The 12,342-nt window shown below is 71.1% G+C and carries 12 protein-coding genes; 11 read left to right on the top strand and 1 reads right to left on the bottom strand.

Features of this window, described 5'->3' with window-relative positions:
- Positions 1-2: 2 nt before the first annotated feature.
- From AAFN86_RS19975 to AAFN86_RS19955, 5 genes are all read left to right on the top strand, one after another.
- The gene (locus AAFN86_RS19975; RefSeq protein ID WP_347545310.1) at positions 3-1,415 is read left to right on the top strand and encodes an amidohydrolase family protein; all 1,413 of its coding nucleotides are present in this window, start codon (positions 3-5) and stop codon (positions 1,413-1,415) included.
- Between the two features lie 15 nt (positions 1,416-1,430).
- The gene (locus AAFN86_RS19970; RefSeq protein ID WP_347545309.1) at positions 1,431-2,429 is read left to right on the top strand and encodes a tripartite tricarboxylate transporter substrate binding protein; all 999 of its coding nucleotides are present in this window, start codon (positions 1,431-1,433) and stop codon (positions 2,427-2,429) included.
- A 200-nt stretch (positions 2,430-2,629) separates the two neighbouring features.
- Entirely contained in the window at positions 2,630-2,875 is a 246-nt protein-coding gene (locus tag AAFN86_RS19965; protein WP_347545308.1) for a hypothetical protein, read from the top strand.
- A 13-nt stretch (positions 2,876-2,888) separates the two neighbouring features.
- Entirely contained in the window at positions 2,889-3,140 is a 252-nt protein-coding gene (locus AAFN86_RS19960) for a hypothetical protein (protein WP_347545307.1), read from the top strand.
- An 85-nt stretch (positions 3,141-3,225) separates the two neighbouring features.
- Positions 3,226-4,530 (top strand): hypothetical protein, encoded by a 1,305-nt coding sequence (locus AAFN86_RS19955; RefSeq protein ID WP_347545306.1) that lies wholly within the window; start codon positions 3,226-3,228, stop codon positions 4,528-4,530.
- Here AAFN86_RS19955 and AAFN86_RS19950 read toward each other — a convergent pair.
- Complete coding sequence (locus tag AAFN86_RS19950) at positions 4,520-4,966, bottom strand: MaoC/PaaZ C-terminal domain-containing protein (protein ID WP_347545305.1); 447 nt, start codon at positions 4,964-4,966, stop codon at positions 4,520-4,522. The two genes, AAFN86_RS19955 and AAFN86_RS19950, sit on opposite strands and share 11 nt — an antisense overlap.
- Before the next feature lie 108 nt (positions 4,967-5,074).
- Between AAFN86_RS19950 and AAFN86_RS19945 the strand changes: the two genes are divergently transcribed.
- From AAFN86_RS19945 to AAFN86_RS19920, 6 genes are all read left to right on the top strand, one after another.
- Positions 5,075-5,965: a hypothetical protein gene (locus AAFN86_RS19945; RefSeq protein WP_347545304.1), complete on the top strand. Its 891-nt coding sequence runs from the start codon at positions 5,075-5,077 to the stop codon at positions 5,963-5,965.
- A 302-nt stretch (positions 5,966-6,267) separates the two neighbouring features.
- Entirely contained in the window at positions 6,268-7,545 is a 1,278-nt protein-coding gene (eno, locus tag AAFN86_RS19940) for a phosphopyruvate hydratase (RefSeq protein ID WP_347545303.1), read from the top strand.
- A gap of 137 nt (positions 7,546-7,682) precedes the next feature.
- Positions 7,683-8,003 (top strand): septum formation initiator family protein, encoded by a 321-nt coding sequence (locus AAFN86_RS19935; RefSeq protein ID WP_347545302.1) that lies wholly within the window; start codon positions 7,683-7,685, stop codon positions 8,001-8,003.
- A gap of 82 nt (positions 8,004-8,085) precedes the next feature.
- Positions 8,086-9,780 carry a mucoidy inhibitor MuiA family protein gene (locus AAFN86_RS19930; protein ID WP_347545301.1) on the top strand — a complete coding sequence of 565 codons (1,695 nt, stop codon included), beginning with the start codon at positions 8,086-8,088 and terminating at the stop codon, positions 9,778-9,780.
- Between the two features lie 155 nt (positions 9,781-9,935).
- Positions 9,936-10,958, top strand: a complete 1,023-nt coding sequence (gene pdhA / locus AAFN86_RS19925; protein ID WP_347545300.1) for a pyruvate dehydrogenase (acetyl-transferring) E1 component subunit alpha — start codon at positions 9,936-9,938, stop codon at positions 10,956-10,958.
- A 1-nt stretch (position 10,959) separates the two neighbouring features.
- Complete coding sequence (locus AAFN86_RS19920; protein ID WP_347545299.1) at positions 10,960-12,342, top strand: pyruvate dehydrogenase complex E1 component subunit beta; 1,383 nt, start codon at positions 10,960-10,962, stop codon at positions 12,340-12,342.

The following is a 12,342-nucleotide window of genomic DNA, read 5'->3' as shown; positions in this document are numbered from 1 at the left end:
GGATGGAAGTGACGCTGCTGGCGCCGCGCTGGACTTGGTGCCCGGAGGCCGGGCTGCGCGAGGGCCAGGCCATCCTGGTGGGTGCCGATGGCGCCATCCTCGATGTCGTCGCCGACAGTCCCTCCATCGCGGCACGCCGCGTCGAACTGCCAGAATCCCTGCTGTTGCCGGGCCTGATCAACCTGCACAATCACGCGATGTCCGGCCCGATGTTCCGCGGCCTGGCGGACGACATCGCCCCGGGTGACCTGCCCGGCCACATCGTCTTTTCGCTGCTGATGCCGATGGGCGATCTCGCGGCCGAGATCATGACGCCCGAGGAGGTCGGCGACGCCGCCGAGATGGCGCTGCTCGAGGGGCTGCGCTGCGGCATGACGACGGTGCTCGACGTGTACCGGCTTCAGCAGGCGCCCTTCATCGCCCGCGCGCGGGGCCTTGGGCTGCGCAGCTATTCCTGCCCCTACCTGTTCTCCACCCCGGGGCTCGACATGGCGGCTGACGGCACGCCGCTGTATCGCCCGGAAGGCAGCGCCGATCCCGGCTTTGACGCCATTGTCCGGCTGATCGAGGCGCATGACGAAGGCCCGCGCGGCCGTACCCGCGTCGGCTTCGGCCCGCATGGCCCGGATTCCTGCACCCCTGACCTGCTGCGCCGGGTCGATGCCAAGGCGCGGGAGATGAACACCCTCGTCTCCATCCACGCCTGCCAGAACCTGCACGAGGTCGAGATCGTCCGGCAGCGCCACGGCACGGGGTCGATGGCGCATCTGCGCGACCTCGGCCTGTTGCGCGAAGGCGTCGTGGTCGCCCATGCCATGTATGCGACCGATGAGGAGCTCGCGTTGGTCAAGGCTGGCGGTGCGGCCATCGCTTCCTGCCCGCTGGCCTTCGCGCGCAGCGGCCGCTTCGTCCCGCTGGCGCGGTTCGAGGCGTCGGGCGTGCGGCTCGGCATCGGCACCGATGGCGTGACCCTCGACATGGTGCAGGAAGTCCGCACCGCCTCGATCTTCGCCAAGGTGCAGTCGGGCGCAGCGCATGGCCTGTCCGCCCCCCGGGTGCTGCGCGCGGCGACGCGCGACGCGGCCCTCGCGCTGGGGCGGCCGGATCTCGGCATCATCGCCCCCGGCGCGCGGGCGGACCTGATCGCGGTCGATCTCTCCTCCTCCCGCTACCAGCCCGTCTGGGACCCGCTGAAGGCGCTGCTGACCAGCGGCATCGCCTCCGACCTGTCGCTTGTCATGGTCGAAGGGCGCACCTTGCTGCGCGACGGCCGCGTGACGGTCGCCGATGAACGCGCCGTGACACGCCGCGGCGCGGCCGCCATCGAGCGTGTCTGGCAGGAAGCGCTGCGCCGCGGCCGCATCCCGCGCAGCGTCGCCGAGCGCGCCGGCCGCGCCGCATCCCTCCATGCCTGACCGGGAGATGACCCCATGATGCTCCGCCGATCGTCACTCCTGCTCGTCGCGGGGGTCTCGGTTCTCGCGGCGCCCGCGCTGCTGCATGCGCAGGGCGCGCGGCGCCCGCTGCGCATCGTCGTGCCCTTTCCGCCTGGCGGCGGGGTCGACAGTCTTGGCCGCGTCCTGGCGGACCGGCTGCCGGCCGTGCTCGACCAGCAGGTCGTGGTCGACAACCGCAGCGGCGCCGGCGGGCTGATCGGCGCCGATGCCGTGGCCAAGGGCCCGCCGGACGGATCGATCATCGGCATCATCGGCGCCGCGACGATCTGCGCCGCGCCCTTCCTGCAGGCCTCGATGCCCTTCGATCCGGTGCGCGACCTGCGGCCGGTCACCCAGATCACCGATGCCTCCGTGCTGCTGGTGGTCAATGCCCAGCGCGCGACCGAGCGAGGCTGGACCGACCTGCGCACCACGCTCGCCTGGGCGCGCGCCAATCCCGGCGCGCTGCGCCTTGCGCATTCCGGCGTCGCGACGGTCAGCCACCTGACCCTGGCCGCGCTGGAAGCGGCGAGCGGCGTGGGCTTCACCCAGGTGCCCTATCGCGGCGGGGCACAGGCGACGACGGACACGGTCTCTGGCGTGCTGGACGGGTCGGCCGACCTGCCGACGGCGCTGATCCCGCATGTCGAGGCCGGCAGGCTGCGCGCCCTTGGCGTCAGCAGCCGTCGCCGCTTCGGGTTGCTGCCCGACGTGCCGTCCTTCGCCGAATATGCCGATCTCGGCCTCGGCGACATCGATATCCGGTCGTGGAACGCGATGATGGTCCCGGCAGGCACGCCCGACGCCGAAGTGCAGCGCCTGTTTGCCGCGATCCGGCAGGTTGCCGTCCAGCCGGCCTTCCGCGAGGCTCTCCGGCCGCTCGGCTATGACGCGGCACCGAGCGAAAGCCCCGCGGCGATGGCCGCCATGATCGCCAGCGAGACGCCGCGCTGGCGGCGACTGGTGGAAGTCTCCGGCGCCCGCGTCGATTGAGGCGGCAGCCCGGTCGCGCGCCACCACGCTGCCGCATGCGTGACCGGGTGCGACCCGCTCAGGCGGAAGCCGCACGGCTGCCGGTCATTGCGACGCCGCCGACCGGGCTCGCGGCCGGCGTGGATCGTTGCGCGCTTGCCGCGCGGCCGTCGCGTGTCCCATCCTCCGGAGGGGGACGACAGTACCGGAGGGATCGCACCATGAGATACGTCTTCGCCGCCATGGCCATGGCCGCCCTGCTGGCCCCGGCCGCAGCCCGCGCCGACTACTATGTCTATTGCGCGAACAACCGCATCGAGGTGGACAGCCGCAACCCCGAGCAGATGGCCAGCGCCCGCGGTTCGGGCACCTGCCAGATGGGTCCGAAATTCGGCTTCCTGTCGGATGCGCAGAACTTCGCGCAGCGCAATTTCGGCGGCCCCGGCAGCTCCTGTTCCTGCCGCTGACGCGCCGCTGGCCATGATGCCCCGCCACATCGCGGCGGTCGCCGTGGGACTGGTCATGCTCGCCCCCGCCGCCGCGCGCGCCGACTACTGGGTCTATTGCGACAGCGGCCGCATCGCGGTCGACAGCCGCGATCCGGACCAGATGCGCATCGCGCGGGGGTCCAGCTTCTGCGCGATGGGCCCATCCTTCAGCACGCGCAGCGATGCCGAGAATTTCGCCCGGCGCAATTTCGGCGGCACCGGGGGATCGTGTTCCTGCCGATGACGAGACCGAGGCGCCGGCCCGCTTGCGCGGCGCGGGCCGTGCGCCGCATCCTCGCCCTGATGCCTGCCGCGCACCATCCGACGCCGTGACGGTCCCGCCGCCGAGCAACAGCGACGAGACGGTTCGCATCCTGCTGGCCCGGCCAGGCCCGGCGGGCCCGCCGCCGCCGCGCGGCCGCCTCGCGCGGCGGCTGGTGCTGGGCGGGGCCGCGGCGCTGCTGGTCGGCGGCCTCGGCGTCTACCTGCTGTCCCCCGGCACGCCCGCGCAGGGGCCGCAACGCCTCGGCCCGCGCCGGCTGGTGCCGCCGCTGCTGCGCACGACGCTGCGCGGGGAGGGCGTGATCTACGCCCTGGCCCGCCGCAGCGAGCAGGACGCGGCCGACCCGCCCGACGCCCCGGCGCCGCGCGAACGCCTTGAACTGCTGGCCTTTGGTACGGCCGGGCTCGACCCGCGCTTCGCCGTCCACCTCGCCTCGGTGCCGCTTGGCGGCATGGCCGATGCGGGGCTGATCGCCGAGCAGGGGGCGACGATCTGGCTGTGGCTCGACGGGCTCGGTGCGGTCTCGGCGGTGGATGGCCAGGTGCTGGCCGACACCGATGGGCTGGCGGAACTGAACCCTGCGCTGGCGGAAGCCCTCGGCACCGCGATGCGGCGGTCGTTCCGCACCGCCGATGCCCTGGTCCTCGAAGGCGGCCCCGTGCCCCGCGCCTGGCGCTTCGACCCGCGCGACTTCCTGGCCTCGGCGGCCAACCTGCCGCCACCGCGGCCGCTGCCGCAGATCAATCCGGGCGCGGCCCATGGCCCCGGTGGGGCGACCGCCTTCCGCATTGCCGAGGCGCTGGTCGGCACCGATTGGCTCGCGCTTCCGGCCGAGACGGCCAAGCTGGCTGCCCCATTGGCCGCCACGCGCGCCGAACGGCTTTTCCTGCCGGCGGCGGCGATGCCGTCGGGCGGTGGTGGCCAGCAGATGTGGCATGGCGCGGTCCGCATGGGGTCGGTCGCGCCGCCGGGCTGGCCGGCGAACCTGCCGAACCGCTGGGGACAGGCGGAGCAGGTGGTGGACCTGTCCACGGTGCCGGGCACGACCGGGCTCGCTTGGGCCGGCTTCCTGACCGCCGGGACGGAAACCCCGCTGGCGCTGACCGGCCCGCCCGGCCTGCTGGTCCTCGCCGGCCCGGCCGGGGAGGCGCTGACCCTGACGCGCGTCGGTGCCGATGGCCGCCCCACCTGGCGCGCCGCGTTGTCCATCACCCGGCTGCGCAGCGTGCTGCCGGGGCCGCGCCACCTGGTGCTGGAAGGCTGGGCCGGGGAAGGCGCGGACGCGCCCGAGCTGCTGGTCGCGATCGCGACCGATGACGGCGCCCTTCGTTCGCTGCCCTTCAACGCCTGAGGAAATGCGTCCCCACCGCGTCGAGCACCAGCACTCCATCGGCCACGCGCCTGGCCGTATAGCGCAGCTTGGCGATGCCGAGCGGGCGGCCGGAGCGCGACGGGCGGATCTCCTGCACCTCGACACGCACGGCGACCGGTTCGTCGGGCCGCAGCGGGGCGGGCCATTTGCTGTCGATCTGGTTGCCGCCGATCGAGATGCCGGCGATCAGCCCGCTGCCCATGAGATGGCCGAAGACGGCCGACAGGGTGTGCAGGCCGCTCACCACCAGCTCGCCGAACAGGCTCTCCTTCGCGGCCTCGGCATCGAGGTGAAAGTATTGCGGGTCGAAGCGCGCGGCGAAGGCGACCACCTCCGCCAGCGGCAGGGAGAGCGTGCCGAGGTCCCAGGACTGGCCGGGCGCGAGGTCGTCGAGGGAACGGATGGGGTCGATCATCGGCGGGGATACTAGGCGGTTTCGCGCTCACGCGGAATCGCGGTCGGCGGCGCTTGCGCCATGCCGGAGCCCTGCCGCAGGCTCCCGCCCCCGACGGAGTCCGGAACCATGGCTGTCGCGCCGTATCGTCACAGGATCGTGCCGGGCTTTGCCTTGCTGATGGCGGGGCTGGTGGCGGGCTGCGTCGCCGCACCGCAGGTGCCGCCGGGCCCGGCAGGCCGCTTCGCAACGCTGGTGGCGGCCGCGGACCAGTCGGCGGGCCAGGTGGTGGACCATCTGGCACGGCGGGAACGCCAGGAGGTGCAGGAAGCCTCCTCGCTGCGGTTCGCGGCCGGCGCCATGCCGCCGGCAGCGCCACCCCCCGCGGCGCCGGCAGCCGGGGCGGTGCTCGATCCGGGCATGAAGCTGTTTGCGCTGGAAGCCCAGCGGCTGGCCGCGCTTTCCGGCGGTCAGCCCTTGGCCGAGGGCCAGTTGGGCGCGGCGCTGATGGGCCGTCTGCAGGATGGCCTCGCGGCGCTGCGCGGCCTGCCCGGCCGCTGGCCGTCCGAAGCGGTGCGCCGGCGCGGCATGGCCGGTTTCGCCCTGTTGGCCGAGCCCACCCCGCCGGGCAGCGACGTGGCCAGCCTGGCGTCGGCGCGGCAGCAGGCCATGGGCGATGCCGTGCTGCTGATGCGCGCCGTGGTCGGTAGTGACCAGCGCAGCGGCCTGCGTGGCGCGCTGGCGCAGCGCAACGAGGCCTGGCGCGCGGCGCAGACGGCGATGCTCAACACCGTGCGCAACGACCGCAGCCTGGGGCCGGACCAGCGGATGGAGATCTGGCGCACCGCGCAGGCGCGGCTGGCAGCCGACCCGCCGGAGGTGGCGGGGGCGGAACTGCACAGGATGCTCGGCGCCTTGCCGGCGGCGCATGCCGCGGCCGGCGCGGGCGATGCCGCGGGGGTCGAGGCGTTCGGCGCGGAGGTTGCGCGCATGCAGTCGCTGGCGGCGCAGGCGCGGTGAAGGCTGGAGGGGCGCGGCCCCTCAAAGCCGCCCCGCCAGGGGCCAGCCGGCTCCGGAGCCGGGCTTGGCGGTGATGCCATGACGAGATGGGCGTGACACCCGGAAGCTTGCCCAGGATCGTGCAATGCGCGGCTTGCCTGATGCGGCTCAACCTCCATGCTCGGCGCCAGGTGACGGTTTCCAAAGGCCCACCGGCCTTTGGTGGGGGAGGTCCGGAGGGGGCGAAGCCCTCTCCGGGACTTGGCGCCCCGCCCCGCCCGGTGTAGCCACCCGCATCCCTGACCGACCGGAGAGCCGCCCGCATGGCCGCCATCGCAGACATCATCGCCCGCGAAGTGCTCGACTCCCGCGGCAATCCGACCGTCGAGGCCGAGGTCGTGCTCGAAAGCGGCGCGCGCGGCCACGCCATCGTGCCCTCCGGCGCCTCCACCGGCGCGCATGAGGCGGTGGAACTGCGCGACGGCGACAAGTCCCGCTATGGCGGCAAGGGTGTGCTCAAGGCGATCGCCAATGTCGAGGGCGAGATCTTCGACGCGATCTCCGGCATGGACGCCTTCGACCAGGTCCATATCGACGAGACGATGATCGAGCTGGATGGCACGCCCAACAAGGCGCGGCTCGGCGCCAATGCGATGCTGGCGGTCAGCCTGGCGGTGTCCAAGGCGGCGTCGTCGGAACTGGGCATCCCGCTGTACCGGCATGTCGGCGGCGTGTTCGCGCGCACCCTGCCGGTGCCGATGATGAACATCATCAATGGCGGCAAGCACGCGGACAACCCGATCGACATCCAGGAATTCATGATCATGCCGGTCGGCGCCGGCACCATCGCGGACGCCGTGCGCATCGGGTCCGAGGTGTTCATGGCGCTGAAGAAGGCGCTGCACGACGCCGGCCATTCGACCAATGTCGGCGACGAAGGCGGCTTCGCACCGAACATCGGTTCGGCCGACGAGGCGCTCGGCTTCATCGCCAAGGCCTGCGAGGCGGCCGGTCATCGCGTGGGCGAGGATGTGGTCTTCGCGCTCGACTGCGCCGCGACCGAATTCTTCCATGACGGTGCCTACAAGCTGGAAGGCGAGGGCAAGACCCTCGATGCCGGCGGCATGGTCGACTACCTCGCGGCGCTGACCGCCAAATGGCCGATCGTGTCCATCGAGGACGGCATGTCCGAGGATGACTGGGCCGGCTGGAAGGCGCTGACCGACCGTCTCGGCGGCAAGGTCCAGCTGGTCGGGGACGACCTGTTCGTGACCAACCCCGAGCGCCTGCGCCTGGGCATCGAGCGCCAGACGGCCAATGCCATCCTGGTGAAGGTCAACCAGATCGGCACGCTGACCGAGACGCTGGAGGCGGTCGAGACCGCGCATCGCGCCGGCTATCGCGCCGTGATGTCGCATCGTTCCGGCGAGACCGAGGATGCGACCATCGCCGACCTCGCGGTTGCGACCAATTGCGGGCAGATCAAGACTGGGTCGCTGTCGCGGTCGGATCGGCTGGCCAAGTACAACCAGCTGATCCGCATCGAGCAGGCGCTCGACAGTGCGGCGCGCTATGCCGGGCGGGGCTTGCTGCGGCGCTGACGGCCATGGGGTGAGTCCATTTCATCGCACTGCCTGCAAAATTCTTGGGCGGCGCGATGATTTCCTGGACGAAGCGCGTGACACGGATTCGTCGCGGTGGTTAGAATCGGCGCGTCGCCAAACGTCAGGTGTGTTCGTTGCGTTTTATCAGGCGAGTCATCCAGGCCATCGCGCTGCCGTGCCTGTTCTTGGCGCTGTCGGGCTATTTTGCCTGGCATGCCATGCATGGCGACCGTGGGTTGATCGCTCGCGAACAGCGCCTGGCCGACATCGCCGCGGCCCGTTCGGAACTGGCGCGCGCCGAAGCGGATCGCGACGCGATGGAACGCCGCGTCACCGGGTTGCGCGGGGACCGCGTCGACCGCGACCAGCTCGATGAACGTGCCCGCGCGTTGCTGAACATGGTCGGGCGCGATGAGATCGTCGTGCCGTATTCGCCGGAGCGCCGTCTCTACTGACGGGTGCGCCACGTCACGCCGGCCGGCTTGCACGGTGCGGCATCAAGGGTCGATCCTGCCGCGAAACGCGGAGGCCGCCACCATGCGACGTTCGATCCTCGCCGCCCTTGCCCTGGTGCCGCTGGCATGGCCGGCCTTTGGCCAGGAGCCTACCCGCGTCGCGCTGACCGCGCCGCCGGCCGCCGTTACCGTCTATCCTGAACAGGCCACCGTCACCCGTCGCGGCGCGGTGGATGTGCCGGCGGGCGACAGCATCCTGGTGCTTTCCGGCGTGCCGGCGGGCGTACTGCGGGACAGCGTGACGGCACGCGGCCAGGCCAGCGGATCGGTGTCGATCGGCGCCGTCGAACTGCGCCAGGCGAGCTTCGACCGGCGCGACGTCGATGCCCGCCGTGCCGGGCTGGAGGCGCGGCTGCGCGAGGCCGAGGACGCGATCGCCGCGTTCGACGTGCAGATCGCCGCACAGGCGGCGCAGCTGCGGCTGATTGAACGCCTGTCCGGCGGTTTCGTCGCCGCGCAGCGTCAACCGACGGCACCGAACGAGCCACCGCCGCGCCTGTCGGCCGATCCCGCCGCCTGGCGCGCCGCCTGGGATGCGGTGCGCGAGGGCACCGCCGAGGCGGCCGAGGCCACGCGCCGCTTGCAACTGGACCGCCGCAGCGCCGAGCAGCGGCGTGATGCGCTGAAGGCCGAACTCGGCACGCTCGGCGGCCCGCCCCCGGGCGCGCTGGAGATCGCCGTCAGCGTGCAGGCGGCGGCGCCGGCCCGCATAGAACTCGAAATCACCTACCAGATCCGCGGCGCGCGTTGGCTGCCGGTCTATGAAGTGCGGCTCGACAGCCAGGCCGGCCGCGTCGCGCTGCGGCAGGAGGCGATCGTCGCCCAGTCCAGCGGCGAGGACTGGACCGATGTGGCGCTGACCCTGTCCACCGCCCGGCCGTCCGAAGGCACGGCGGCGCCGAGCCTGTCGCCCTGGCGCATCGCGCTGGTCGATCCGGCACGGCTGGAACGCGAACGCGCGGCGCGCGACGGCGTGCTCGGCGGTGCGGCGTCGCGCGCGCCGATGCCGGCCGCCGCCCCGGCCCCGGTGGCCGCGGCACGTCAGGAAGTGCAGGTGGTTGGCGCGACGGTGCAGGCCGCCGGCTTCGCGGTGGAATACGTCATTCCCGGCCGCGCCACGGTTCGCGCGGACGGCTCCGAACGGCGGGTGCGTATCGCCGACATGTCCGCCGATGCGGTCGTGTCCGCCTTCACCGTGCCGCGCGTCGCGCCGCGCGCCTTCCTGCAGGCCCGCTTTGCCCATGCGGCTTCGGCGCCCACCCTGCCGGGGGCGGCCTCGCTGTTCCTCGACGGCGTGTTTGTCGGCCGCGCCGCGCTGCCGCTGCTGCGGGCCGGGGAGGAGGTGTCGCTCGCCTTCGGTGCCGATGACCGCATCCGCGTCGCCTATGAACCCCAGGCCCGTCGGCGTGCCCAGGAAGGCAGCCTGCTGACCGGGCGCACCAGCACCGAGAATTTCGAGGCGCTGATCACCCTGCGCAGCTTCCACGCCCGGCCGATCGAGGTGACGGTGCAGGATCAGGTGCCCGTCTCCTCCGATGCGGAGCTGACGGTCGCCATGCAGGCCGATCCGGCACCGAGCGCTCGCGATGTCGATGACCGCCCCGGGGTGGTCGCCTGGACGCTGACCCTGGCGCCGCAACAGGAACGCCGGATCCGCTTCGGCTACACGGTGACGGCGCCGCGCGATCGCCAGGTCCAGGGCCTGCCGGGGCGCTGAACGGGCGGCAGATCGCGGTGTTAGAAGGACTTAACTGAAATTTAGTTAAGTGTCTTATTGCGTTGCAATAGAAGGATTTTCGTGCGGTTCGACTTGCGAAAAAAGCCGTCTGGCGCCTAATAGGCAGCAGACAGCCTTCCCGAGGGAGACGCGCCATGGCCCAGGCCGCGGAGACAACCACCAAGCGCCGTGGCAAGGGGAAGGAACCGCCGATCGCGCGGGCCGACCTGCTCCGCGCCTATCGCGACATGCTGCTGATCCGCCGCTTCGAGGAGAAGGCGGGCCAGCTTTACGGCATGGGCCTGATCGGCGGGTTCTGCCACCTGTATATCGGCCAGGAAGCGGTCGTGGTGGGGGTGCAGATGTGCCTCAAGCCGGGCGACCAGGTCATCACCTCCTACCGCGACCACGGGCACATGCTGGCGACCGGCATGGAAGCGCGCGGCGTCATGGCGGAGCTGACCGGGCGCATCGGCGGCTATTCCAAGGGCAAGGGCGGGAGCATGCACATGTTCTCCCGCGAGAAGGGCTTCTATGGCGGGCATGGCATCGTTGGTGCGCAGGTGTCGCTCGGCGCCGGTCTCGCCTTCGCCAACTGGTACCGCGAGGACGGTCACATCGCCGTGACCTATTTCGGCGAGGGTGCGTCCAACCAAGGCCAGGTGTTCGAGAGCCTGAATCTCGCCGCGCTGTTCAAGCTGCCCTGCATCTTCGTTATCGAGAACAACAAGTACGGCATGGGCACCTCGGTCGAGCGCGCCTCGGCCTCGCGCGACCTGTCGCAGAACGGCGCGGCCTGGGGCATTCCCGGTGAGCAGGTGAACGGCATGGATGTGGTCGCGGTGCGCGAGGCCGCCGATCGCGCCGCCGCCCATTGCCGCGCCGGCAAGGGGCCGTACCTGCTGGAGATGAAGACCTACCGCTATCGCGGCCATTCCATGTCCGACCCCGCGAAGTACCGCACGCGGGAGGAAGTGCAGAAGATGCGCGAGACGTCGGACTGCATCGAGACGGCGCGCAAGATGCTGGTGGACCAGTTCGCGGTGACCGAGGCAGAGCTGAAGGTCATCGACGACGAGGTGAAGGCGATCGTGCAGGACAGCGCCGACTTCGCGCAGCAATCCCCCGAGCCGCCCGAGAGCGAGCTGTGGACGGATATTCTCGTGGAGGCGAAGTGACATGGGCGCCGTGATCCTGATGCCGGCGCTCTCGCCGACCATGACCGAGGGCAAGCTGGCGCGCTGGCTGAAGAATGTCGGCGACGCGGTGAAGTCCGGCGACGTGATCGCCGAGATCGAGACCGACAAGGCGACGATGGAAGTCGAGGCGGTGGACGAAGGCACCGTCACCGCCATCCTGGTGCCCGAGGGCACCGAGGGTGTCGCGGTGAACAGCGCGATTGCGGAACTGGATGGCGGGGCGGCCGATGCCGCGGCCAAGACCATGCATGGCATCACCAACAAGAACCCGCGTGAGAACGAGAAGATGATCGCCGAGACCGGCACCGCGCAGCGCGCGGACGTGACCGTGCCGGCGACCGCCAAGGCGCCGGCCACACCCGATGAGAAGGATTGGGGCCCGACCGCCACCATCACGGTGCGCGAGGCGCTGCGCGACGCCATGGCCGCCGAGATGCGTGCCGACAAGGACGTGTTCCTGATCGGCGAGGAGGTCGCCCAGTACCAGGGCGCCTACAAGATCAGCCAGGGCCTGCTGGACGAATTCGGCCCGAAGCGGGTCATGGACATGCCGATCACCGAGCATGGCTTCACCGGCATGGCGGTGGGCGCTGCCTTCACCGGGCTGAAGCCAATCGTCGAGTTCATGACCTTCAATTTCTCGATGCAGGCGATCGACCAGATCATCAATTCGGCATCGAAGACACTCTACATGTCGGGTGGCCAGCTGGGCTGCCAGATCGTGTTCCGCGGCGCGAATGGCGCGGCATCGCGCGTCGCGGCGCAGCATTCGCAGTGCTACGCATCCTGGTACGCGCATTGCCCGGGGCTGAAGGTGGTGTCGCCCTGGTCGGCGGCGGATGCGAAGGGCCTGTTGCGGGCCGCGATCCGCGACCCGAACCCGGTCATCGTGCTCGAGAACGAGATCATGTACGGGCACACCTTCGACTGCCCGACCGATCCGGATTTCATCGTGCCGATCGGCAAGGCGAAGGTCGAACGGGCGGGGACGGACGTGACCATCGTCGCCTTCTCGATCATGGTCGGCATGGCGATGCAGGCCGCCGAGAAGCTGGCCGAACAGGGCATCAGCGCGGAGGTGATCAACCTGCGCTCCCTGCGCCCGCTGGACACCGAGACGATCGCCAATTCGGTGCGCAAGACCAACCGCCTTGTGACGCTCGAGGAAGGCTGGCCCTTCGCCGGCATCGGCGCGGAAGTGGCGATGCAGATCATGGAGACCTGTTTCGATCACCTGGATGCGCCGCCGGTGCGCGTGCATGGCCTCGATGTTCCGATGCCCTATGCCGCGAACCTAGAGAAGCTCGCGCTGCCCCGCCTCGAACAGGTGGTCGAGGCGGCCAAGCGCGTGACCTACAAGTAA

The organism is Roseomonas sp. CAU 1739 (assembly GCF_039839775.1).
Taxonomy (GTDB): Bacteria; Pseudomonadota; Alphaproteobacteria; order Acetobacterales; family Acetobacteraceae; genus Neoroseomonas.
Note: the sequence above shows the minus strand (reverse complement) of the source record. Positions and strands in the feature narration are given on the sequence as shown.